The sequence below is a fragment of the Streptomyces sp. NBC_01268 genome (assembly GCF_036240795.1).
GTDB lineage: Bacteria > Actinomycetota > Actinomycetes > Streptomycetales > Streptomycetaceae > Streptomyces.
In genome coordinates, this window is record NZ_CP108454.1 from 7,257,822 (window position 1) to 7,282,052 (window position 24,231).

The 24,231-nt window shown below is 73.6% G+C and carries 21 protein-coding genes; 13 read left to right on the forward strand and 8 right to left on the reverse strand.

Annotated elements, in window-relative coordinates; all coding sequences use genetic code 11:
- Positions 1-216: 216 nt before the first annotated feature.
- Entirely contained in the window at positions 217-1,215 is a 999-nt protein-coding gene (locus OG309_RS32700) for a DUF3533 domain-containing protein (RefSeq protein WP_402546673.1), read from the forward strand.
- A 71-nt stretch (positions 1,216-1,286) separates the two neighbouring features.
- On the opposite strand, the gene OG309_RS32705 is transcribed toward OG309_RS32700, so the two are convergent.
- On the reverse strand, positions 1,287-2,300 hold the full coding sequence (locus OG309_RS32705) for an SDR family NAD(P)-dependent oxidoreductase (RefSeq protein ID WP_329426443.1): 1,014 nt from the start codon (positions 2,298-2,300) through the stop codon (positions 1,287-1,289).
- Complete coding sequence (locus OG309_RS32710; RefSeq protein ID WP_329426445.1) at positions 2,297-3,499, reverse strand: UDP-N-acetylglucosamine--N-acetylmuramyl-(pentapeptide) pyrophosphoryl-undecaprenol N-acetylglucosamine transferase; 1,203 nt, start codon at positions 3,497-3,499, stop codon at positions 2,297-2,299. Before OG309_RS32710 ends, OG309_RS32705 begins: the two co-directional genes overlap by 4 nt.
- Positions 3,500-3,571: 72 nt before the next feature.
- Between OG309_RS32710 and OG309_RS32715 the strand changes: the two genes are divergently transcribed.
- The 12 genes from OG309_RS32715 to OG309_RS32770 all read left to right on the forward strand — a co-directional run bounded on the left by OG309_RS32715 (position 3,572) and on the right by OG309_RS32770 (position 18,881).
- Positions 3,572-4,276, forward strand: coding sequence for a response regulator transcription factor (locus OG309_RS32715; protein WP_329426447.1), 705 nt, complete (start codon positions 3,572-3,574; stop codon positions 4,274-4,276).
- A 272-nt stretch (positions 4,277-4,548) separates the two neighbouring features.
- Positions 4,549-5,877, forward strand: a complete 1,329-nt coding sequence (locus OG309_RS32720; RefSeq protein WP_329426448.1) for a HAMP domain-containing sensor histidine kinase — start codon at positions 4,549-4,551, stop codon at positions 5,875-5,877.
- Between the two features lie 158 nt (positions 5,878-6,035).
- A complete protein-coding gene (locus OG309_RS32725; RefSeq protein WP_329426450.1) occupies positions 6,036-6,710 on the forward strand; it encodes a beta-glucanase in 675 nt (224 codons plus the stop codon).
- A gap of 300 nt (positions 6,711-7,010) precedes the next feature.
- On the forward strand, positions 7,011-8,357 hold the full coding sequence (locus OG309_RS32730; RefSeq protein ID WP_329426451.1) for an esterase/lipase family protein: 1,347 nt from the start codon (positions 7,011-7,013) through the stop codon (positions 8,355-8,357).
- A gap of 9 nt (positions 8,358-8,366) precedes the next feature.
- Complete coding sequence (locus tag OG309_RS32735; protein ID WP_329426453.1) at positions 8,367-9,392, forward strand: alpha/beta hydrolase; 1,026 nt, start codon at positions 8,367-8,369, stop codon at positions 9,390-9,392.
- Positions 9,389-10,843 (forward strand): carboxylesterase/lipase family protein, encoded by a 1,455-nt coding sequence (locus OG309_RS32740; RefSeq protein ID WP_329426455.1) that lies wholly within the window; start codon positions 9,389-9,391, stop codon positions 10,841-10,843. The genes OG309_RS32735 and OG309_RS32740 overlap by 4 nt, the downstream gene beginning before the upstream one ends.
- Positions 10,844-11,022: 179 nt before the next feature.
- Positions 11,023-13,731, forward strand: a complete 2,709-nt coding sequence (lanL, locus tag OG309_RS32745; protein WP_329426456.1) for a class IV lanthionine synthetase LanL — start codon at positions 11,023-11,025, stop codon at positions 13,729-13,731.
- Positions 13,732-13,780: 49 nt separating this feature from the next.
- Positions 13,781-13,936 (forward strand): VenA family class IV lanthipeptide, encoded by a 156-nt coding sequence (locus OG309_RS32750; protein ID WP_165962041.1) that lies wholly within the window; start codon positions 13,781-13,783, stop codon positions 13,934-13,936.
- Between the two features lie 103 nt (positions 13,937-14,039).
- Entirely contained in the window at positions 14,040-15,107 is a 1,068-nt protein-coding gene (locus tag OG309_RS32755) for an ABC transporter ATP-binding protein (RefSeq protein ID WP_329426459.1), read from the forward strand.
- On the forward strand, positions 15,104-15,958 hold the full coding sequence (locus tag OG309_RS32760; RefSeq protein WP_329426462.1) for an ABC transporter permease: 855 nt from the start codon (positions 15,104-15,106) through the stop codon (positions 15,956-15,958). The genes OG309_RS32755 and OG309_RS32760 overlap by 4 nt, the downstream gene beginning before the upstream one ends.
- Positions 15,959-16,285: 327 nt before the next feature.
- Positions 16,286-17,683 (forward strand): APC family permease, encoded by a 1,398-nt coding sequence (locus OG309_RS32765; protein WP_329426464.1) that lies wholly within the window; start codon positions 16,286-16,288, stop codon positions 17,681-17,683.
- A gap of 343 nt (positions 17,684-18,026) precedes the next feature.
- Positions 18,027-18,881, forward strand: a complete 855-nt coding sequence (locus OG309_RS32770) for a S1 family peptidase (RefSeq protein ID WP_329426466.1) — start codon at positions 18,027-18,029, stop codon at positions 18,879-18,881.
- A gap of 73 nt (positions 18,882-18,954) precedes the next feature.
- On the opposite strand, the gene OG309_RS32775 is transcribed toward OG309_RS32770, so the two are convergent.
- From OG309_RS32775 to OG309_RS32800, 6 genes are all read right to left on the reverse strand, one after another.
- Positions 18,955-19,842 (reverse strand): hypothetical protein, encoded by an 888-nt coding sequence (locus tag OG309_RS32775; RefSeq protein ID WP_329426468.1) that lies wholly within the window; start codon positions 19,840-19,842, stop codon positions 18,955-18,957.
- A 143-nt stretch (positions 19,843-19,985) separates the two neighbouring features.
- Entirely contained in the window at positions 19,986-21,332 is a 1,347-nt protein-coding gene (locus OG309_RS32780; RefSeq protein ID WP_329426469.1) for a patatin-like phospholipase family protein, read from the reverse strand.
- Entirely contained in the window at positions 21,329-21,745 is a 417-nt protein-coding gene (locus tag OG309_RS32785; protein WP_329426471.1) for a hypothetical protein, read from the reverse strand. The genes OG309_RS32780 and OG309_RS32785 overlap by 4 nt, the downstream gene beginning before the upstream one ends.
- Positions 21,742-22,227, reverse strand: coding sequence for a hypothetical protein (locus OG309_RS32790; protein ID WP_329426472.1), 486 nt, complete (start codon positions 22,225-22,227; stop codon positions 21,742-21,744). Before OG309_RS32790 ends, OG309_RS32785 begins: the two co-directional genes overlap by 4 nt.
- Complete coding sequence (locus tag OG309_RS32795) at positions 22,224-23,153, reverse strand: acetoacetate decarboxylase family protein (RefSeq protein WP_329426474.1); 930 nt, start codon at positions 23,151-23,153, stop codon at positions 22,224-22,226. Before OG309_RS32795 ends, OG309_RS32790 begins: the two co-directional genes overlap by 4 nt.
- A complete protein-coding gene (locus tag OG309_RS32800) occupies positions 23,150-24,229 on the reverse strand; it encodes an esterase/lipase family protein (RefSeq protein WP_329426476.1) in 1,080 nt (359 codons plus the stop codon). The genes OG309_RS32795 and OG309_RS32800 overlap by 4 nt, the downstream gene beginning before the upstream one ends.
- Positions 24,230-24,231: the final 2 nt, after the last annotated feature.

Consider the following 24,231-nt stretch of genomic DNA (forward strand, 5'->3'; position numbering starts at 1 on the left):
GACGAGAACGAGCGAGGTGCTGCGGCAACGGTCGAGGGGGCTCGTCCTCGTGGGACGAAGGTCCCGTCTTTCGGAGGACTTCCGTCCGTGCGGAAAGCGCGTCGAGGCGCCATGTCCTCGCCGCACCAGGTCAGTTGGGAAGCGTGCGGGCGGGCACCACCCGAAAACACCACCAAAGGCAGCACTTAGCCTGAAAGGATGAATTTCCGTACCGAAATGAAGCGAGCCGTCACACCGCGGGCCGCTTTGCTCGTCGTGGGCGTCCTCGTCCTGCAACTGCTCTTCATCGCCTCGTACGTCGGTGCCCTGCACCACCCGAAGCCGAAGGACGTCCCCTTCGGCGTGGTGGCCCCCAGCACGGTGTCGGCCCAGCTCGTCGGAGAGCTGGAGAAGATGCCCGGTGAGCCGCTCGACGCGCGCGTCGTCGCCGACGAGGCCACCGCCCGTGAGCAGATAGCGCAGCGCGAGATCGACGGGGCCCTGGTCGTCGACCCGGCCGGCCGCACGGACACCCTGCTCGTCGCGTCCGGCGGCGGCTCCGCGCTCTCCACGGGCCTGGAGAAGATGATCACCAAGGTGGAGGCCGCCCAGAACCGGCAGGTGAACACGGTCGACGTGGCTCCGGTGGCGGCGGGGGACTTCAACGCGCTCACGGCGTTCTACCTGGTCGTCGGCTGGTGTGTCGGCGGCTACATCTGCGCCTCCATCCTGGCCGTCAGCAGCGGCTCCCGGCCGGACAACAAGCCCCGGGCGCTCATCCGGCTCGGCGCCCTCGCCGTGTCCGCGGTCCTCGGCGGACTGGGCGGCGCGATCATCGTCGGCCCCGTCCTGAACGCCCTGCCCGGCAGCATCGCCGCCCTGTGGGGCCTGGGCGCCCTCGTGGTCTTCGGTGTCGGCGCCCTCACGCTCGCCCTGGAGTCGATCTTCGGCATCGTCGGCATCGGCCTCGCGATCCTGCTCATCGTGGTGATGGGCAATCCGAGCGCGGGAGGCGCCTTCCCGCTGCCGATGCTGCCGCCGTTCTGGCAGGCGATCGGCCCCTTCCTGCCGCCCGGTGCGGGCACCTGGGCGGCGCGCTCGATCGCGTACTTCCAGGGCAACGCCCTCGGCTCGTCCCTGCTGGTCCTCGGCTTCTGGGCGGCCCTCGGATCCGCCGTCACCCTGGCGATGGCGCGGCCCCGCCGCCCCCGCGACACGGCGGCCGTCACGAGCTGACGGAAGCGGCACGGACGCGGCGAGGGTCCGGCACGCGGGACGTGCCGGACCCTCGCCGCGTCCGTGACCGGTCAGACCTGGTAGCGGTCCGGCGCGAACAGGTGCGGATGGGCGGCGACCCAGTCCGAGGTGCGGCGCAGGCCGTCCTCGAGGGAGACCCGGGGCTGCCAGCCGGCCCAGTCGCGGGCGCGCGTGTTGTCGGAGAGCAGGCGCTCGACCTCGCTGCCGGACGGGCGCAGCCGGGCACGGTCCACGACGACCTCCGCCGCTCGGCCCGAGGCCGTCACGAGCGCCCGCGCGAGGTCGCCGATGGAGATCTCGCGGCCGGTGCCGAGGTTCACCACGTGGCCGAGCGCACGGTCGCACTCCGCCACGGCCAGGAAGCCCTCCGCGGTGTCGGTGACGTAGGTGAAGTCACGCGTCGGGGTGAGCGAGCCCAGCTTGATCTCCCGTGCGCCCGCATGCAGCTGCGCCAGGATGGTGGGGATGACCGCGCGTGCGGACTGGCGCGGCCCGTACGTGTTGAACGGCCGCACCACCGTCACCGGCAGCTCGAAGGCGTGGTGGAAGGAGAGGGCCATCATGTCCGCGCCGATCTTCGACGCCGAGTACGGCGACTGCGGCTGCAGCGGGTGCGACTCCGCGATGGGGGCGGTGAGGGCGGTGCCGTACACCTCGCTCGTGGAGGTGTGGACGAGACGGCGCACGCCGTGGCGGCGGCACGCCTCGGCGATGTGCTCGGTGCCCGTCACGTTCGTCTGCACGTACGCGCCCGGCGACACGTAGCTGTACGGGATGCCGATCAGCGCCGCCAGGTGGAACACGGTGTCGCAGCCCGCGACGGCGTCGTCGACCCGGCCCGGGTCGCGGACGTCGCCCGCCCACATCTCCACCCGGTCGTCCTCCAGGTAGCGCGCCAGATGGCCCTTCTCCCCGTACGGCTTGTAGTGCACGAAGGCACGGACCCGGGCGCCCCGCTCCACGAGCAGGTCCACGAGCGTCGATCCGATGAAGCCCTCGGCGCCGGTGACGAGGACGGTACGGCCCTCCCAGACGGAGGGGGCGGGGATCGGGGTGCCGGTCATATGAGCTCCAGTGCGGTGGTGAGGGAACGGGGAAGCGGATGGCCGGCGAGGCGCAGCACCTCGGCGGCGAGCAGGTCGGCGGCGTGGGCGTGCGGCCCGGGCGCGGCGGCCCCGGCCATGGCGGACAGCCGGGCCGGTGCGTCGAGCAGCGGGGCGATCAGGGAGGCCAGCCGGTCCGCGGTGGTCTCCGCGTCCGGCAGCAGCAGTCCGGCCCCCGGATCGGTGAGGACCCGCGCGTTGTGCGTCTGGTGGTCGCCGGGGGCGTACGGGTAGGGCACGAGGACGGCCGGGACGCCGGTGGCGGCCAGCTCCGCGACCGTCGCGGAACCCGCCCGGCAGACCATCAGGTCGGCCGCCGCGTACACCTCGGCCATCGCGTCCAGGTACGGCACGGCCCGCGCGACGCGCTCCCCGCCGCCCGTGGTCAGCCGCAGCCGGGCGTCCGCCAGGGCGGCGGGCCCGGTCTTGACGACCAGGTGGACGTCGTCCCGGCCGCGCCACAGCTCGGCGAGGCCCAGCGCGGCCTCGGTGAGCCGCGCGGCGCCCAGGCTGCCCCCGTTGAAGACCACCAGCCGTCGCCCCTCGGGTACGCCGAGCCGCCGCCTGGCCTCGGCGCGGCGGGCCTCGCGCGCGCCGGAGCGGATCGGGAGGGCGGCCAGTCCGGCGATCCCGGCCGCGATCGGCATGCCGGTGGTCCGGGCGTTCTGCCCGCCGTGCAGATGGCTCCTGCTCACGTCGAACGCGACCGCGACGTGCGGGGTGACCCGGGCCGCGAACCGGTTGGCCCGGCCCGGCACCGCGTTGGACTCGTGGATCAGCGCGGGCAGCCCGGCGAACCGCGCGCCGAGCACGGCCGGGGCACTGGGATAGCCGCCCATGCCGACGACGACCTCCGCGCCCTGGGCGCGCAGGATCTCGCGGGCCTGCCCCGCGGACTTCAGCAGCGCCGCCGGCAACAGGAAGCGGCGGGCCCCGAGTCCGGGGTCGAACGGGATCATGTCGACGAGGTGCAGCGGGTATCCGGCGTCCGGGATCAGCCGGCCCTCCAGACCGCGCTCGGTCCCGATGAAGGAGACGGTGGCTCCGGGGGCCGCGCGGCGCAGGGCGTCGGCGAGGGCGAGACCCGGGTAGATGTGACCCCCGGTGCCGCCCGCGCCGATCACCACGGAGAGCGGCGGGCGGGTGCGTGGTGTGTCCATGGCCGCACTCTCACGGCTCGCCCTAAGAACGTTCTAAGAGCGGGTTCGCTCGGCTTTGGCATCATTCGGGACATGGAGCCGAAGGTGTACCGCGTGCTGGTGGTCGACGACGGGCCCGAGGTCCGGGCCGCCGTCGAGGATGGACTGACCGTCGAGGGGTACGAGGTGCGCGGCGCCCCCGACGGACTCGCCGCCCTGTCCGCGGTGGCCCTGTGGGAGCCGGACGCCGTCGTCCTCGACGTGATGATGCCGGGCATCGACGGCCTCGGCGTGTGCCGCCGGCTGCGCGCGGCCGGCGACCGCACGCCGATCCTGGTGCTCACCGCCCGGGACTCGGTCAGCGAGCGCATCGACGGCCTCGACGCGGGCGCCGACGACTACCTCGTCAAGCCCTTCGCCCTCGACGAACTCCTCGCGCGCGTCAGGGCGCTGCTCCGCCGCGCCGACCCCGCCCCCGCCGAGCAGGACGGTGGCCCGGAGCTCCTGGACTACGAGGACCTGGTCCTCGACCCCGGCACGCGGACCGGGCGCCGGGGCGAGCGATCCCTCGAGTTCAGCCGCACCGAGGCATCCCTTCTCGAACTGCTGCTGCGCCACCCCGGCCAGGTGCTGCCCCGCGAGCTCATCCTCGAACTCGTCTGGGGACGCGACTTCGGACCGGAGTCCAACTCCCTCGCCGTGTACGTCGGGTACCTGCGCCGCAAGCTGGAGGCGGGCGGCGAACCACGGCTCGTCCACACGGTCCACGGCGTCGGCTACCGGCTGGGACCGGCGTGACGGCGCGCCGCGGGGAGCCGGATGAGCCGTATGAGCCGGGCGAGCCGGGGGAGCCGGAGGACCGTGAGAAGGAAGGCGAGTCGGGGGCGCCTCGGGAGCCGGGGGAGCCGGATGAGCCGGGAGAGCCGGGAGAGCCGGGTGAGCTCCGAGTGCCGGGGGAACGTGGACAACCCGCCCCGGGCGGGGAGCCGGACGGCGGGGCGCGGCGCGGCGCGCCCGGCGGGGGGCACCGGAGCGGGGCGCGGTGGCGCCGCCGGCCGCTCCGTACCCGGATGGCGCTCGCCGCCACCGCGGCCGTCGCCGTCGTCGCCGTCGGCATGTGCGTGGCGGCCTTCCTCATCGTGCGGGCCCAGCTCAACCACCAGCTCGAACTGAACCTCACCCAGTACGCCCGGCTCGTCGCCCAGCGGAACCACGGGGTCGGGCCCGGCGTCATCTCCGGGGAGTGCCGCTTCCTGGCCGCGCCTGGCTGCGCCCAAGTGGTGCCCGCCGACCCGCGGAACGACCCGGCCGACCCGTACACCCTGCCGGTCACCGACACCGCCCGCGCCGTGGCGGCCGGGAAGCACGCGCCGTACTACTCCGAGATCACCGTGGCCGGACAGCCCACCCGGATGCTCACCACCGACTTCGCCCCCGGCCGCGCCCTCCAGGTCGCGACCCGGTCGGACACCGTGGAGCGCGGGGTGGACCAGGTCGCCCGGCTGCTGACCCTCACCTGCGCGATCGGCGTGGTGACGGCGGGCTTCCTCGGCTCCTGGGTCGCCCGCACCGGACTCGCCCCGGTCACCCGGCTGACCGCGACCGCCGAGCGCATCGCCGCCACCCGCGACCCCCGCCACCGGATCGGCCCGGCGTCGCCCGGGCCGCAGGGCGCCCCCGCGGACGAGATCACGCGCCTCGCGGCCAGCTTCGACGTCATGCTGGACGAGCTGGAGAAGTCGGTCATGGCGCGGCGCCGGCTGGTCGCCGACGCCTCGCACGAACTGCGCACCCCCTTGACCGCGCTGCGCACCAACGCCGAACTGCTCACCCGCGCGGACCGGCTGACCCCCCGACAGCGCGACCGGGCGGCGTCCGCCGTGCACCGCCTGCTGCGCGAGGTGAACCGTCTGGTCGCCGACCTCATCGAACTGGCCAGGGACGAGGAGCCCCGGCCGCTGCTCGAACGGGTCGCCCTGGCCCCGCTCCTCGAACACACGGTGTCCACGGCCCGCGACCACTGGCCCGGGGTCGCCTTCGAGGTGCGGGTCACGGCCGCACCGGTCGTGCCCGGCGTGCCGGCCCGCCTGACCAGGCTCGTCGGCAACCTCCTCGACAACGCGGCCAAGTTCAGCCCGCCCGGGCAGCCGGTCCAGGTCGGGCTCGACGCCCACGAGCTGACGGTGCGCGACCACGGGCCGGGCATCGCCGAGGAGGACCTGCCCTACGTCTTCGACCGCTTCTACCGGGCCACCACGGCCCGCGCCCTGCCCGGATCGGGCCTCGGCCTGGCCATGGCCCTCCAGATCGCCCGAGCCCACGGCGCCGAACTGACCGCGGAGCGGGCCCCGGGCGGCGGCGCCCTGTTCCGGCTGACGTTCCCCGGCCGACCCGGCTGACCCGGCTGACCCGGCTGACCCGGCTGACCTGACGGCGCGCTCAAGGGACCGCGCCGTTTGGCGACTTCCGGACAGGAGTGGGCGATTCCGTATCGGGGCGGTGAGGGCGGGCACAACAGCCGAGGGCACCTCGACATCCGCAGACGTGAGGAGCGCGTATGTCCACCTGGCCGTCGGCAGAAGAGCCGGTCTTCACCGCGGACTTCACCTCGCACGACCAATGGGTCGCGGGCCGCAGCTGGGCCTATCCGAACGGAGGCCCGGTCAACCCCGGCGACAACAAGCTGGACCACCTCGTCGACGACCCGGCGTACAGCCGTACGGGGCGCTTCCGCGCCACCCGGCGGCGCGACGGACTCTGGGACGCCGGACTGCTCACCACGGAGGGCAGCCGCGACGGCTTCGAGCTCCGCACGGGGGACACGCTCGAGGCCCGCGTCCGGCTCCCCGAGGAGATGGGCGCCTGGCCCGCGATCTGGACCTGGCGCGACGGCGGCCAGGAGGTCGACGTCTTCGAGTACCACCCCGACAACCCCGACCTCCTGGAACTGACCAACCACGTCCGCAACGCCAACCGCTACCACCGCTCCTCCGCCGTGCGGCCCGGCGCCTGGATCGCCCTGCGCGTCGAGTTCGGCGCGCGCTCCGTGACCTGGTCCCTCGACGGCGAGGAGATCTTCGACGACCGCCGGGGCGTCGGCCGCGGCTGGCACGCCTACCTGATCGTCAATCTCTCGGTCTGCGCGGGGCGCTACCACCCCGCCCCCGATGCCGGCACCACCGAGATGTCGTACGAGGTCAGCGACCTGCGGGTCTACCGCCGAGGGTGGTGAGCCCGGCGGATTGCCCGAACGGACGGCCGACGGTTCGAGGAGGACGCCTCCACGGGCGGGGGACCCCGGATCCGCCGCCGGGTCCAGGAGAGCGCCGCCCACGTCCGCCGCCGGGTGGTGGCGGACGTGGGCGTTTCCGGACGGTCGGATGTGGAGAGGGCCGCCATGTGCGCGGCCCTCTTTGTGTGGGGCGGCTCCATGCCCCGGTGTCGCCCCGCCCGCCTAGCGTGTGCTCACCCGGTGCCGGGACGGCATCGGGCCGCCGCGCTGAGGGCGCACGAGTGGGGAAGAGGCCGGGACATGGCCGGAAGACGGAGCCGGGGGCGGGGCTGGCGGGCGCGGGCCGCCCGGATCGTGGCGGTGGCGGGGGTCGTCACGGCGGCCCTCGTGGTGCCGCCCGCCACCGCCAGCGGGCAGGAGGCGGGTGCCACCGCCGGTGCGCGGACGGTGGGCGCCACCGCCGCCCCGCCCCCGTACCTCACCCTCCAGGCGAGCTACGGCGCGGGGACCGTCACCAACGGCTGGAACCGGGTCGAGCGCTACGCCGACACCACCGCCGGATTCCGGACCGAGGGCTTCCCGGCGGACGGCCGCGGCAACCAGGACGGAGTGCGCGTCACCTACTTCGGCGGCGCCACCCGGCCCTCCTCCGGCACCTTCCTCCTCTACTCCGCTCCCGGCTGGGACACCGGCAGCCGCACCACGCCCGTGCTCCTCGTGCACGGCGCGAACGACACCGCGGACCGCGCCTGGGCCAACCCCGGCGAGTCCGGCGGCTACGGCTGCGGCGCCGCGGCCTGCCCGTCCACCGGTCTCATGCAGTACCTCTCCGCGCGCGGCCACCGGGTCTTCGCCGTCGGCTTCGCGCACAAGCAGGGCGACAACCTCATGCAGGCGCAGGTCGTCGGCGACGCCATCGCCGTCATCAAGGCCCGGCTGGGCGTCGCCCAGGTGGACCTGGTCGGCTGGAGCAAGGGCGAGATGTCGACCCGGGCGTACGTGTCGTCCGTGAAGCCGAGCTGGGGACGCGCGTACGCCGGTGACGTACGCCGGCTCGTCACCGTCGGCGGCCCGAACGGCGGCTACGACTACCCCTACGCCCACGGCTGGGCCCACGACTTCTCCCTCTGGCCCGAGTGCGGCGGCAAGATCAACGCACCCTCCCCGCACTCCCACATGACCTGCTACGGCCTGTACACCGCCCACCCGGAGTTCTCGTTCACACCCTCCGGCGGCCAGGACAACTACCCCGGCCAGCGGCAGATGCTGGCCCGCTGGGACGGCGTGTACGGAGTCGACGGCGCCGCCCAGGACTGGTACACGACCTACTTCGGCGGCCAGGGCTTCTACACCGCGGGCGGCGGCATCCAGGCCGCCATCGACGCCGGGTCGCTCATCGCGCCGCTGCACAGCGCCGGCGTGCCCGCGTCCGTCACCACGTACCTGCTGGCCGGCGGGTCCGCCGACATCGTCGGCATCTTCAACGAGAACCGCGGCCCCAGCGACGGTGTCGTCTTCACCGCCAGCGCCCTCGACACCACCGGCATCCCCACGGTCGGCGGCAAGGCCACCGTCGCGAGCGCCAACCACCTCGAGCTGGGCTGGAACAGCTCGGCCGCCGCCCAGATCGCCACCTGGCTGTCCTGAAGGACCGACATGAACCCGCTCCGCACCCGCCGCGTCGCCACCGCCCGGCTGACCCAGCAGATCACCGAGGTCCGCGACGAGGGCGAGGTCGTCCTCTTCGTCCACGGCAACGTCTCCTCCTCCGCCTTCTGGCACACCACCCTGACCGCGCTGCCGGACCGCTACCGCCCCGTCGCCGTCGACCTGCGCGGCTTCGGAGGCACCGACCCGCTGCCCGTCGACGCCACCCGGGGCGTCCGGGACTACGCCGACGACCTCTCCGCGCTCCTGGAGGCGCTCGGTGTCGACCGGGCGCACCTGGTCGGCTGGTCCATGGGCGGCGGCGTCGCGATGCAGTTCCTCCGCGACCATCCGGCCGCGGTCCGCTCCCTGTCCCTGGTCAGTCCGGTCTCCCCGTACGGCTTCGGCGGCACGCGCGGCGTGGACGGCGTCCTCAACTCCGCCGACGGCGCCGGGTCGGGCGGCGGCACCGCCAACCCCGAGTTCGTGCGCCTGCTCGCCGAGGGCGACCGCGGCGAGGACTCCCCGCTCTCCCCGCGCTCCGTCCTCGCCACCTGCTACGTCAGGCCGCCGCTGCGCCCCGCGCACGAGGACGCGTACGTCGAGGCCATGCTCACCACCCGCACCGGCGACGACCACTATCCGGGCGACAGCAGGCCGTCCGCCGCCTGGCCCGGCATCGCGCCCGGCACCCGAGGGGTGCTCAACTGCCTCGCCCCGACCCACTTCCGCATCGACGACCTGCACCTGATCGGCCCCAAGCCGCCGATCCTGTGGATACGCGGCGAGGACGACGTCATCGTCGCCGACACCTCGATGTTCGACCTGGCGCACCTCGGCGCGGTCGGCGCCGTGCCGGGGTGGGACGGGACCCCGGCACAGCCGATGGTCGCGCAGACGCGGCACGTCCTCGACCGGTACGCGGCGGCGGGCGGGAAGGTGCGGGAGGTCGCCGTCGCCGACGCCGGGCACACGGTCCACCTGGAACGCCCCGAGGAGTTCGGCGCGGCGCTGCTCCAGGTCCTGACGGCATGACGGTGCGCACCACCCGGCAGGGCGCGGTCCGCGGCCGCGCCCTGCCCGACGGAGTGACCTCGTTCCTCGGCATCCCGTACGCGGCCCCGCCCTTCGGTGACCTGCGGCTGCGCGCACCGGCCCCGCCCGCGCCCTGGACGGGCGTCCGCGACGCCACGGCGTACGGCCCGACGCCGCCGCACGCCCCCTATGCGCCCCCGTTCGACGCCCTCATCCCGGACGACGTCACCGAGGGGGAGGAGTGCCTCAACCTCAACATCTGGACGCCGGCCCCGGAGCGGGGCGCCGGGCTGCCGGTGATGGTGTGGCTGCACGGCGGGGCGTTCACCAACGGGGCGGGTTCGGTGTCCGCGTACGACGGCGGCGCCTTCGCCCGCGACGGCGTCGTCTGCGTGACCCTCAACTACCGGCTGGGCGGCGACGGCTTCCTGCGCCTGCCCGGGCGCCCCGACAACCGCGGCCTGCTCGACCAGATCGCCGCCCTGCGCTGGATCCGGGAGAACATCGACTCGTTCGGCGGCGACCCCGAACGGGTGACCGTCTTCGGCGAGTCGGCCGGCGCCATGAGCATCGGTGTGCTCCTGACCCACCCCGCGGCCCGGGGCCTGTTCCGCAGGGCGATCCTCCAGTCCGGCGCCTGCCACCACTTCCTGCGCCCGGCCTCCGCCGATCTGGTCACGGCCCGGCTGGCGGCGAAGCTGGGCATCGACCCGACCCCGGAGGCCTTCGCCGCCGTCCCGCTGCCCGAACTCCTGCCCGCGCAGGCGGAGTTGCGTGGCGAGCTCAACGCCCGGCCCGACCCGGCGCTCTGGGGCGAGGCGGCGCTCAACATGATGCCGTTCGAGCCGGTGGCGCCCGGTCTCGCCCTCCCCGGACCCGACTGCGGGGTCGACCTGCTCATCGGCAGCAACCGCGAGGAGTACCGCCTCTTCCTCGTCCCGACCGGGCGCCTGGACCTCGTCCCCGCCGCCACCCTCGACGCCCTGGCCACGGCCTACGGACTCGACCCGGCCGAGGCCCTCCCCGTCTACGCGGCCGCCCGGCCCGGCGCCACGCCGGGCGAACTCCTCGACGCGGTGGCCACCGACTGGTTCTACCGCATGCCCGCCGTCCGGCTGGCCGAGGCCGTCCCGGGCTCGTACCTGTACGAGTTCTCCTGGCGCTCACCCCGCTTCGACGGGGCGCTCGGCTCCTGCCACGCCCTGGAACTCCCCTTCGTCTTCGACCGCCTCCACGACCCGGCCTACGCCCCCCTGCTGGGCGCCGACCCGCCGCAGGCGCTCGCGGACGCGGTGCACGGGGCGTGGGTCTCCTTCGCGCGGACGGGCGACCCCGGCTGGCAGTCGTACGAACCCGGGACCCGTACGACGATGGAGTTCACCATGTCGGGCCCCGCCCAGGTCAGCGATCCGCGGGCCCTCGAACGGAGGCTGTGGGACGGCGTGCGCTGACAGGAATGCGCCCCGTAGTGCGCGGCCGCACGCCCTCCTTGCGCGGTCGCGCCACAAGGTGGCACAACGCGGCCGTGCGCTCGCCGAATCAAGTGAATCCGGCGGTGTGTGTGTTGATACGACTAGGGCGTCGGGGCACGCTCCCTCCCAGCGGTTCTCACCCGTTGAGAGGGATGGGCATGACGACCCAAGTCACCGAGTCCGAGCTGGAAGCCCTGCTCCATGGCGCACTGCGCGCCAAGGGGGCGGGCGAGCGCTGGGCCACCGAGTCGAACGAGAGCTGGTGCCGGGTGGCGCCACGCTCCGGGACCGGGCCGGCCCAGGGCTGGAAGCTGCACGTGTCGGCGACGGCCGCATCCGCCCCGGCGGTGCTCGAGAAGGCCCTGGACGTCCTGCTCAAGGACGGCTCGGCGTTCAAGTTCGCCCGCTCCCTGGAGCAGGTGAGCGCCCTCAACACCCGTGCCACCCCCCGCGGGAGCTCGGGCAAGTTCATCACGGTCTACCCGGCCTCCGACGCCGACGCGGCCCGCCTCGCGCAGGACCTCCACACGGCGACCGAGGGGCTGGCCGGCCCCCGCATCCTGTCCGACCAGCCCTACGCCCCCGACAGCCTGGTGCACTACCGCTACGGCGCCTTCGTCGGGCGGCGGCGCCTCTCGGACGAAGGGCTGATGGTCTGGTACATCGAGGACCCCGACGGCAATCCCGTGGAGGACAAGCGGACCGGCCGGTACGAGCCGCCGGCGTGGGCGGTCAGCCCCTTCCCCGACTCCGTGCCCGTCGCACCGCCCAAGACCGAGGCGCCGCGGCGCCCCGTCCTGCTCGGCGGCCGGTTCTCGGTGCGGGAGGCGATCCGGCACACCAACAAGGGCGGCGTCTACAGAGGCACCGACGTCGAGACCGGCGCCCCGGTCGTGATCAAGGAGACCCGGCCCCACGTGGAGGCCGACGCCTCCGGCAACGACGTCCGCGACTGGCTGCGCACCGAGGCCCGCACCCTGGAGAAGCTCAAGGGCACGGGGCTCGCACCGGAGCCGCTCGCGATGTTCGAGCACGGTGGGCACCTGTTCCTGGCCCAGGAGGAAGTGCCGGGGATCCCGCTGCGCAACTGGGTCGCCGAGCACTTCCGCGACAGCGGCGCCACCCGCTACCGCACCGACGCGCTGGCCCAGGCCGGACGCCTGGTCGACCTCGTCGAGGCGGCCCACGCCCGCGGCTGCGTGCTGCGCGACTTCACCCCCGCCAACGTGATGGTCCGCCCCGACGGCGCCCTGCGCCTCATCGACCTGGAGCTCGCCGTCCTCGCCGACGACGTCGCCCTCCCGACCCGCGTGGGCACGCCCGGCTTCAGCCCTCCCGAGCGCCTGGTGGACGCGCCGGTCTCCCCGACCGGCGACTACTACAGCCTCGGCGCGACGCTCTGCTTCGTCCTGACCGGCAAGGTGCCGGCCCTGCTGGAGGAGAAGCCCGCCACCCGGCCCGCGGAGGACCGGCTCGACGAGTGGCTGCGCGCCTGCGCCGCTCCGCTGGACCTGCCGGACGGCCTGCGCACGATGATCCTCGGGCTGATGAAGGACGACCCCGCCGAGCGCTGGGACCCGGCCCGGGCGCGGGACGCGCTGCGCGGCCCGGAGCCGGCCCGTTCGGGTGTCCCTCGCACCGGCGCGGCCCGTACCGCCGCGACGGGCGCCGAGAACGAAGACACCGGCGCCGACACGGACGCCGATCCGATCGACATCGCCGTGGCCGGGATCGTGGAGCACCTCGTCGACTCCATGACGCCGGACGACGACCTGAGGCTGTGGCCCGTCTCCGTCAAGGCCGGGGAGACCGACGCCTGCATCGTGCAGCAGGGCGCGGCCGGGGTGCTGTCCGCCCTGACGCGCTACTTCGAGCTCACCGGCGACGCCCGCATGCCGGAGCTGATCGTCACGGCGGGCCGCTGGATCGCGGACCGCACCGACACCCGCTCCACACGGCCCGGCCTGCACTTCGGCGGCCGCGGCACGGCCTGGGCGCTGTACGACGCCGGCCGCGCGGTCGACGACCGGGCGCTCGTCGACCACGCCGTGGCCCTGGCCCTCGCGCCGCAGGAGTCGACGCCCAGTCACGACATCACCCACGGCTCGGCGGGCAGCGGACTGGCCGCCGTCCACCTGTGGCACCGCACCGGCGATCCACGCTTCGCCGAGCGGGTCGCCGACGCCGCCGACCGGCTGGCCGCCGCGGCCCGGCGCGAGCCGGCCGGAGCGAGCTGGCCGGTGCCCGCCGAGGCCGTGGTCGAGGAGGCCGGCAAGCGCTACCTGGGCTTCGCCCACGGCACCGCCGGCATCGGCTGCTTCCTCCTGGAGGCCTCCGCCGTCACCAAGAACCCGGAACACCGGGAACTGGCCCTGGCAGCCGGCGAGCTCCTCGCGACGCACGCCGTCACCGTCGGCGACGCCGCCCAGTGGCCGGCCCAGGCCACCGACGTGCCGACGGCACCGTACTGGTGCCACGGATCCGCGGGCATCGGCTCGTTCCTCGTCCGGCTGTGGCGGGCGACCGGCGACGAACGCTTCCGCGACCTCGCCCTCGGCGGCACCCGAGCCGTGGTGGAGCGCGCCTCCCGCGCCGCCCTCACCCAATGCCACGGACTGGCGGGCAACGGCGACTTCCTCCTCGACATGGCCGAGGCCACCGGCGACCCCGCCCACCGGGCGCGCGCCGAGGAACTGGCCCGCCTCATCGTCTCCGAACGGTCCCACCGCGGCAGCCACGTCGTCTTCCCCAACGAGTACGGGGACGTCTCGACGAGCTGGAGCGACGGATCGGCGGGAATCCTGGCGTTCCTCCTGAGGGTCCGCCACACAGAGCCCCGGCACTGGATGGTCCAGCAGCCGGTCTGAGCGGCAGGAGTCTCTGCCGCCACGTGTCACACAAGAGAAGGAGATTGTCATGGAGAACCAGGACCTCGAGCTGCTGGCCCACCTGCACGCCCTTCCGGAGACCGACCCGGTCGGCGTCGACGGCGACTCGTTCAGCGGAACGTGCGCCTGCGTCGGCCTGCTGACGCTCCTCAACACCATCTGTATCGGTATCAGCTGCGCGTAACACCGAAGCACCCCCCGGCCGGTGGTTGCCCCGAGGCAGCCGCCGGCCGGAGCGGGCTCCGGCACCGTGCGGACGACGAGGAAGAGGACGAGGACGAGACCCCATGCAGCCATCCGCAGGTGACGACGCACTCGCCGCAGCAGCCCTCCTGACCGCCGAGGTCACCGGTCCCCGCGCGGGGGAGCCACCGCACGAGGCCGGATTCGCGATCAGCACCCGCGGTCTGGTGAAGAGCTACCCGGGTCCGGACGGCACCGCCGTCGACGCGGTCCGCGGGCTCGACCTCGACGTGCGCCGGGGCGAGACCTTCGCCTTCCTCGGCCCCAACGGCGCCGGCAAGTCCACGACCATCGCCCTGCTGTGCGCCCTCGCCCGCCCCACCTCCGGTCACGCCACCGTGGCCGGCTTCGACGTGTCCACCCGGCCGCACGACGTGCGGCGCCAGGTCGGCATCCTCTTCCAGCACAGCGCCCTCGACCCGGACCTGACCGTCGAGCAGAACCTGCGCATCCACGCCCGCCTCTACGGGCTGCCCCGCCGCGACGTGCGCAGGCGGACGGCCGAGGTGCTCGAACCCGCCGGACTGACCGACCGGCGGCGCTTCCCCGTACGCGCCCTGTCGGGCGGCATGCGGCGACGCCTGGAGATCGCCCGCCAGCTGCTGCACTCCCCGAGCGTGCTGTTCCTGGACGAGCCGACGACCGGACTCGACCCGCACGCGCGCGCCGAGATCTGGGAGCACCTGCGGGCCCTGCGCGACCGGCTCGGCAGCACCCTCTTCGTCACCACCCACTACCTGGAGGAGGCGGAGAACTGCGACCGGATCGCGATCATCGACGGGGGCCGCCTGGTCGCGCAGGGCACGCCGCACGGGCTCAAGGCCGAGATCGGCGACGACCGGGTGGTGCTGCGCACCAGCGACGACGCGCGGGCGCGGAAGGTCGTCGCCCAGGCGGCGCCGCCGGACCGCCCCGTCACCGTGGACGCCGACGGCACGTGGCTGCGGGTGCCCGACGGCAGCGCGTGGATCCCGCGCCTGTGCGCCGCGCTGGAGGCGCACGGCATCGCCGTGCACGCCGCCTCCGCCACCCCGCCCACGCTCGACGACGTCTTCTTCCACCACACCGGCCGCAGCATCACCACCTCCGCCGCGATCGGAGGCGGCCGATGACCGCCCTCACCCTCCGGGCGCCCGAGGCCACGGAGCGGGCGCGCGCGCCCCGGCTGCGGCACGAGCTGCGCGCGATCCACGCCCTGGTCCACCGCGATCTGCTGCGCCTGGCCTGCCAGCGCTCCCACACCGCGCTGGTCCTGCTGCAGCCGGTGCTCTACCTCTTCGCCCTCGGCGGCGGGCTCGCCACCCTCATCCCCGCCGCCTCGCTGGGGACCGGCTACCAGACCTACCTCTTCCCCGGCATGCTGATGATGACGGTGCAGACCCCGGCCATCATGGTGGGCATCCGGCTGATCACCGACCGGCAGAGCGGATACCTGCGCGAGCTCCTGATGGCCCCCGTCAGCCGCTCCACGCTGCTGCTCGGCAGCTGCGCCGGCGGCACCCTCGTCGCCGCGGTACAGGGCGCGGTCCTGCTGAGCCTGGCCGGCGCGGTCGGCCTGCCCTACGACCCGCTCCTCCTGCTCCTCCTCCTCGGCGGCATGCTGCTCGCCTCCTTCGCGCTCACCAGCATGACCCTGGCGCTGTCGGTGACCCTGCGCAGCCCCGAGCTGTTCCACACCCTCCTCAGCCTGCTGATGATGCCGCTGCTGTTCCTCTCCGGCGCCTTCTTCCCGCTGGAGTCCATGCCGGGCTGGGCGCGCGGCCTGGCGACCGTCAATCCGCTCGCGTACGGGGTGGACCTGCTGCGCCGCTGCATCGCCCTGCGGGTCCCGGACCAGGCGGCCGCCGGCGGCATCGAATGGGCGGGCCGGCAGCCCCCGCTGCTCCTGGAGGCCGGGCTGCTCCTGGCCGTCGGATCCCTGGCCCTCCTCTGGGCCGCCCGCCGCTTCAGCCGCCCGGAGTGACCGGCACCGACTCCCCGCACGCCCCCGCGGCCCGCCCGACCGGCGGGCCGCGGGGGCGTGCGGGGGTAAAGCGCGGGAAAAGTCCTGGTCGGACCGCTGCGGTTCCCGCACGGAGTGTTTACGGCGTCTTATCGCGTTCTTAGCACCCTCAAGCGCCGTTCGATCATCCTGGAACAACGGATTCCGCAGTGGGAGGGGCATTGACCTGCGGTTCCGCCCGAGCTTCCATTCAGGCCGGGAGCCACGGACCCAACTGATCACCGGACGCCTCGGAGGCGATACCGCTCCCGTTTCAGAAACACCGCTCGCACCGATCGGAACCGCCTGATGACGGACACCCTCAGCGCACCGCACGCGTTGGCCCCCCAGACCGGCCCCGTGCCGCAGAAGCTCAAGCGCTCCATCGGTGTCGTGGGCGGCACCCTGCTCACGCTGTCGTGCGTGACGCCCGCCTCGACCCTCTTCGTGGTCGTCCCGGACCTGTTCGACGGCGTCGGCACGTACGCGGCCCTGACCATCGCCATCGGCTCGCTGCTCTGCATCGGCGTGGCGTTCTGCTACTCCGAGCTCGGCACCCTGATCCCGAGCGCGGGCGGCGAGTACGCCATCGTCTCCACCCTCGCGGGCCGCCTGGCCGGCTGGCTCGTGTTCGTGCTGTCCCTGCTGGTCGTGATGATCGTGCCCCCGGTCATCGCCATGGGGACCGCCGACTACCTCGCGCCCCTGGTGCACATCCCGGCCCCGCTGGCCGGTGCCGGCGTCATGGTCCTCGCGACCCTCGCCGGTCTGCTCGACCTGCGGGCCAACGCCTGGATCACGGGCATCTTCCTCGTCCTGGAGGTCGTCGCCGCCGGCCTCGTCGCGGTCCTCGGCTTCTCCCACTCCCAGCGGGGCGTCGGCGCCCTGGTCCACGGCCAGGTCGCGTCCGCCGGCGGCGGACACTCGCTCGTCACCGGCGCCATGGTCGTCTCCGGCCTCGCCATCGCCCTCTTCGTCACCCAGGGCTTCTCGACGGCCGTCTACCTCTCCGAGGAGCTGGAGAACCCGCGCCGCACCGTGGCCCGCACCGTGCTCGCCACGCTCGCCATCTCCACCGCGGTGATCCTGGTGCCCGTCGTCGCGATCACCCTCGGTGCCGGCGACCTGGAGACCCTGACCGGCGGCGACATCAGCGGCATGATCGCCGCCTGGTCCAACTCGGCCGTCGGCACCTTCATCAGCCTCTGCGTCGCGCTGGCGATCGTCAACGCCGGCATCGTCATGGTCATCCAGAACTCCCGCGTCCTGTTCGCCTCCGCCCGTGACAAGGCCTGGCCGGAGCCCGTCAACAACGCGCTGTCCCGGCTCGGCCGCTTCGGCTCCCCGTGGGTGGCCACCCTGGCCGTCGGCGTCCCGGGCGCGGCCCTGTGCTTCGTGAACCTCGACACCCTGTACGGCGTCACCGGCGTCTCCGTCACCGGGATGTACCTGCTGGTCGCGGTGGCCGCCCTGTTCAGCCGCCGCGGTGCGCACCGCGAGGTCGCGGCGTGGCGCATGCCGCTGTGGCCGGCCGTGCCGGTCCTGCTCATCGGCGTCCTCGCGTACGTGCTGTACATGCAGGACGCCAAGTACCTGGCGTGGACCGGCGGCATCACGGCCGCCGCCACCCTCTACTGGGCGCTGTACCTGCGGCCGCGCCGGGACACCCGCTGGCTGGTCAGCATCCCGGAGGACGAGCAGGCCTGACCCTCCGAGGCGTCCGGGGCCGGGACGGCGACAGCCGCCCCGGCCCTTCGGCGTCCCGGCCCGGTCAGCGCATCCCGGACCAGGTCCAGGCCGGTGGACGTGCCGGTCGCGGGGCCGGGCCCGGTGGCCCGGCCGGGCTCGGTCTTCGACGGCGCGGGATCGTCCGGCAGGCCCCGCGGATCACTCCGGACGACCCGTCCGGGCGCACGGGGCCCGACGGGTGGGGCGGGTGGGGCGGTGGCTCAATTCCGTACGCCCTCTTGTGGGTTGCCGCCGAGGTTCCAAGAATGCACATGACAACCGGAGGATCTTCGGTTGCATGTCATCAGAGGGGAACCCCCACATGAAGAAGCCTCTCGTCGGCGCCCTGCTCGCGCTGCTCCTGACCGGAGCGGCCGCGGTCCCGGCCATGGCGTCCGCGCCGCCGCAGGCTCCCGCGGCCAAGGACCGGGCCACGGCGGCCGTCGCCGTCGACTTCGCCGGCACGGTCGCGCTCAGCAACTGCTCCGGTTCGCTCGTCCGCATGCCGAGCTCCCAGCCGAACGACCCCGCGCTCGTCCTCTCCAACGGGCACTGTCTGGAGACCGGCATGCCGGGAGCCGGTGAGGTCGTCAAGGACGTGCGCTCCACCCGCTCGTTCTCGCTGCTCAACTCGGCCGGCACCAAGGTCGCGACGCTGCGCGCCAGCAAGATCGCGTACGGCACGATGACCGACACGGACATCTCGATCTACCAGGTGACCAAGACGTACGCGCAGATCCAGAGCCAGTACGGCATAGGCGCCCTCACCCTCAACGACGTCCGCCCGACGCAGGGTTCGTCGATCAAGGTGGTGTCCGGATACTGGAAGCGGATCTACAGCTGCAACATCGACGGCTTCGTCTACCGCATGAAGGAGGGCGACTGGACCTGGAAGGACTCGGTCCGCTACACCTCCTCCTGCAACACCATCGGCGGCACCTCCGGCTCGCCGGTCATCGACACGACCACCGGCAAGGTCGTCGCCGTCAACAACACGGGCAACGAGAGCGGTGAGCGCTGCACCGTGAACAACCCGTGCGAGATCGACGAGAGCGGCGTCGTGACCGTCCGCCAGGGCATCAACTACGCCCAGGAGACGTACACGATCGTCCCGTGCGTCGGCGCGGGCAACGTGATCGACCTGAACCGCCCGGGCTGCACCCTGCCGAAGCCGTAACGCCGCGACGCGCGTCGCGGACCGCCCGCCCGGTCACTCGGAGACCGGGCGGGCGGCGCGGGCGCGCCCGCGCTCAGCCGAACATCCACATGCGGGTGATCGTGCCCTGCAAGAGGGACTGCGCCGCCGCCGCACCGATCCCCGTCGAGCGGTCGGTGACCACCCAGATCCCCGCGTTGAACACGTACGAGCGGCCGGGGACCATGGTGAACTGGAGCTCCGGACCGGTCATCGGCCGGGGACCGTCGCCGCCCCTGCTCTCCTCGCCCGCGCTGATCCGTGAGCGCCACAGCTGGGTGCCGGCGCCGACGAGGAAGCGGCCGTCCTCGAACACGGTCAGCTCGAAGCCGCCCTCCGAGGTGGCGTTGCTGCCGACCCCGACCGTCTTCAGCGCGAAGGCGTACCGGCCGGGATTGAGCACGGCGTGCGGGAACTTCTGCCCCGGGTTCGTCGTCGGCAGGACCACTCCGAACCCGGCGTGCGCGGCGACGAGTCCGGAGACCCCGTCGGGCAGCGAGCCCGACCGGGCGTCCAGCCCCACCTCTCCCGTGGACCGGTTGAGGATCCGGTTGTGCGGGGGGAAGCCGGCGCCGTCGTGCCAGGCCCAGCTGAAGTCGTAGGGCGGGACGAACCCCACGGAACGCACGTCCGTCCGGATGTGGGGCGGGAAGTACGAGGCGCCGTCCTCCCGCAGCGCGTCCGACTCGCGCAGGTGCAGCACCTCGGTCGCGGCCAGCGCCTCCGCCGCCCGTGCGGCGGCCGCGTCCTGCTGGACGAGCCGCGTCAACGGCGCCTCCATCGCGTCCGTGAGCTCCGCCAGCTCGGCCTCGGCCGCGCGTTCCCGGGCGGTCCGCGCCAGGGAGTGCTCCACGAGGGAGGCCACCGAACGCTCCGCGTCCCGCCGGTCCGCTTCGGGCATGTCGTCGTGGAACGAGATCTGGAAATCTGTCGCACCAGCCATGATGTCGCGACTCTCTCGACTCGGAGATACGTCGATGGGGAGATCCGATCGGTCCGATCGCTCACCAGTCTGGGCGCGAGGGGCCCCGGCCGGGCGCTCGGCTACGCCGATCGGGTGAACCGTGCGCCCGGGCCGGCGCCGGTTCAGTGGCCGGCCAGGGCCCGCCGCAGCCCCACCCGGGCCAGTTCCCCCAAGGCCTCCGCCCGGTCACGGAAGCCGTGGGCGCCGTACGGTTCGAGCGAGGCCAGGGTCCGGGCCGCCTCGCGGAGCCCGAGCCGCAGCCGGGCCGAGGTGCCGTCGGCGGCGCGGAAGTCCGCCTCGTGGGCGTCGGCCCACAGGTCGGGGCCCGGGGCGTCGGCCAGGTCGCGGTGGGCGCGGACCTCCCGCCAGGTCCCGGACAGGTTCACCCGCGCCACGTAGTCGACGCCGTCGCCGTCGGACTCGACCCGGCCGTCCGCGAGCAGCACCCGGCCGCCCCACGGCCCGTGGTCGACGTGCCCGGCGAGCCGCGCGCCCGGCGAGGGGGTGCCGGCGGGCGGCAGCGGCAGCTCCACCGTCACGTCGAGGAAGAGCGGGGCGCCGGCCGCCTCGCCGCGCAGCCGCTCCCGGAAACGCACCCCGCGCACGGGCTCCCGCATCCTCGTGCACGAGGGGTCCTTCGGCACGCCCGACGGTGTCGCGGAGCCGAGGTACTCCCAGGCGTCCCGGTAGCCCATGGCCACCAGGGAGTCGGCGGAGATCCGGCCGGTCAGGAACTCCGGGTCGAGGGGGAGCGGATGGCGCGGCACGACGACATGGAGGGCGAACGGGCGGTGCGCCGCGGCGGCGGCGTCCAGCTCGGCGAAGAGCGCCCCGCCGGCGCTCATCTCGATCATGTGGACGTACTGTTCGAGGGGCCCGTCGCCCCAGTACGGCGTGTTCCCGATGCACCAGACGAGCCACACCTCGTCGGCCCCGCGCCGCAGGGCCTCCGTCAGGTTGGCGTCCTTGATCCACACCGCGTCGGTCCACACGCGCGGCCCACGGCGCAGCGGCGGGACGAACAGGGGCAGCGACATGCCCGCGGCCATCAGCTCCAGGTCGATCTCCGTGTGCGGCACGGCCACGCAGGTCTTGGTGACGAAATCGGCCACGTTGAACGTGCCCGCCACCGGCGAGGAGCGGATCGCCGCCACGTCGATGCCGAGCGCGGGCAGCACCTCGCGGACCATTCCGTCGGCGTCGCCGAGGGCGGGCAGCGCCCAGGGACCCTTGAGGTAGTCCACGAGGGGCAGCGCCGAGCTGAAGTCCCGCACGTTCAGCGCGGACCAGCGGCGCCCCATCTCCGTGGGGTCCTGGCCCGACAGCACCATGCCGGTGGTCATGATGCCGCCCGAGGTCCCGTCGACGTGGTCGAAGACGAGGCCGTGCTCGCGCAGCGCCCGCACCACGCCCGTCTGCCAGGCGACGCGCATCCCGCCGCCCGCGAGCACCAGCGACCGCCGGGTCACGGGTGCACCGCCGCCGCCGTCGCGAGGCGGCGCGCCATCAGCCAGCACAGCAGGGCGGTGGCCAGGTCGAAGAAGGCCACCAGGAGGGCGAGCGAACCGAAGAGGTCCCGGATCACCCCGACGCCCACCAGGGCGAAGGCGCCGAACTTCTGCAGTCCCGTCCAGAACAGCAGGTACGGGGGCGGGGCCGGGGTCAGCAGCGCCTGGACGAGCAGACCGCCCACGACCACCATGAACATGCCCACGGTGGCGAAGAGATGACGGCTGATCCGCGTCGAGTCCGACGACAGCAGGTCGAGCACCGGCCCCGGCGCGCACAACTGGACGAGGCCGGTCAGCACCGTCACCGCGCCGATCAGGAGGAGGACCACCCGCAGGAGGTCCCGCCGGACGTACGGCGGCAGCACGCTCATTCCAACGCTCCCAGCAGGTCGCCCTTGGCGACGATGTACCAGACGATCGCCGCCCAGGTGATCGTCGAGCCGACGAACCGGATGTCGTTGAGGCGCATCCAGCGCAGCAGCAGCGGCGTCAGCCCGGCCGGGCCGTCGAAGTCCCCCGCCCTGATCCGCTTGTTGATCGGGATGATGATCTGCTGCCCGACGTACGTGAGCAGCACGATGCCCGCCAGGCAGACCGCGGACAGCACGACGTACCACTCGCCCCACTCGCTCCACACCAGCACGATGCCGGAGACGAACATCAGGGGCACGACCACCGTGAAGAATGTGGTCGCGAGGGTGGTGGGGATGCCGAAGTGGTCGCCCACGTTCTGTGGCGTGAGGGACCGCCAGGTGGGATAGAGGAAGAACCTCAGCACCCACATCGTCCCCATGTACATCGTCGCGCCGAAGAGGAAGTACAGGGCGTTGACCAGCAGCAGGGCCTCTTTCACGGGTGCGCTCCCACGTCCAGGCGCGGTGGCGCGGGCCACTCCTGGGAGATCCCGAGCCCGACCACGCTGTCCAGCCCCTCCCCGAACGTCCGCCCCGGCTCCCCGCTCGAGAGGAACCAGCACTCGAAGTGGTCGTCGAGCACCCCCTGCGCCGACGGCAGGAACAGGGTGAACAGCGGATCGTCCGCGATGCCCAGGTCGTGCAGGGCCGCGACCTGCGGAGCGTCGCCGAGCACGAGCCGCGCGCGGGCCCGCCGGCCGACCGCGACGTCCGCCGCGCCGTCCAGGTAGACCGTCGACTTCATCAGCATCCCGCGGAACGCGCAGTAGTTGACGGCCGCCGCCTTCACCGGCAGAGCGGTCGCCGGCGGGCGCTCGATCTCGATGTACATCCCGAGCCGCCCGCCCACCTCGTACTGGCTGGAGATCGCCCTGTCGCTCACCTTGAAGTCGAGACTGGCCTGGTGCTTCGGCATCCCCCAGATGCCCTTGCCGCCCTTGACCGAGATCTCGCTGCTCACGGGCAGGTCCACCACGTACTGGCCGGTGCGGAAGGCGCCCCGCAGCAGGCCGGGCAGCAGCGGCGGGGCCGGCCGCGGACCGTGCGTGCAGGCCAGCGCGATGGAGAACTCGATGTAGCGGCCGATGTCCGTCCGCAGGTAGTCGACGACGGTGATGACGAGCAGCCCCTTGCCGCCGGGCAGCGTCACCGGGTGCAGCTCGTCGCCGGGCAGCAGCCGGGCCACCGCCTCCCGGTCGACGGGGAACCCGGCCATCAGGGCGGGCGTGTCGACCGAGTCGACGGGCAGTTCGAAGGGGATGCCGTCGACCAGCGAGTGCCGTCCGGCGAGCCGGCGCTGGCGGCGCGGCATCGGTGACGGCAGGGCCGAGAGCCCCAGCCGGGCGAGGTCCAGAATCCGGTTCATCGGGCGAGCTCCTCAAGGATCAGGGGATAGGTGTCGGTCGCCGCGCGGCGGCCCAGGAACACGTCGAGATGGCCGTAGCCGGGAAGTATGTGGAGCGTGTCGCGGCCCGGCCGGTGCGTGGTGAGGAAGTCGTACGTGCGCTGCTGGCTCTCGGCCAGGAAGCAGCGGTTGTCCTCGCCGGCGAACAGCGCGATCCGCGCGTCGGTCCGCGGCGCCCGCTCGGCGAAGGCCCGGGGCAGCCCCTCGATGCCCTCCGTCGACACCAGCTGCCCGGCACGGACGCACCGGTTCATCTGGGCGAAGAAGGTCAGCGGCACGTCGGCGAACTCGCCGCGGATCCAGTCGTGCGTCGCCTCGTCGAGATTCGCGTGCGACCACAGCGCCGGCCGGCCGCTGCCGTACGTGAAGCTGACCATGCGGCACACGGGGTTGCGGCACTCGCGGTGGATCGCGCACACGCCCCACACCGTCGCCCGGGACAGCGCGCCGACCGGCCGGTCGCCCCAGGCCGGCGAGATGATCGGCATCGGCCGGGCGAGGAGCGGCGAGAAGCGGGCCAGCTTGAAGCCGGAGAGGCGCGGGACGACGGGGTGCAGCGACACCGCGTTGCTGACCACCACCTCGACCTGGGGGAGCAGCCCGGCCGCCAGGGCCATCATGAACGACGTCGAGCCCTGGCAGTGGACCACGGCCCTGAGCCGGTCCGCGCCGGTCGCCGCGAGGACGTGCGCCACGGCGGCGGGATGGTCGTACGCGGCGGCCTGGTCCAGTGTCCAGGACATCGGTTCGAGGTCGATCGAGGCCCGCCAGTTCAGCATCCAGACGTCCCAGCCGGCGTCGATCAGCGCGTCCACGAAGGTGCGGCGCAGCGGCGGCCGGAAGAGCTCGGCCCGCACGCCCGCACCGTGCGCGAGAAGCACCGGCCCCCGCGTGGGCGGGCGCTTCCCCCGGACGTGCACCAGGGTCAGCGGACGCCCGTCGAGCGCGGTCAGCGGCAGCACCTCGGTGACGTGGTCACGGCGGGTCGTAGGAGCGGCCGGGACCGCGGGGCCGTCGGCGGGGGGTCTGCGGGTCATGG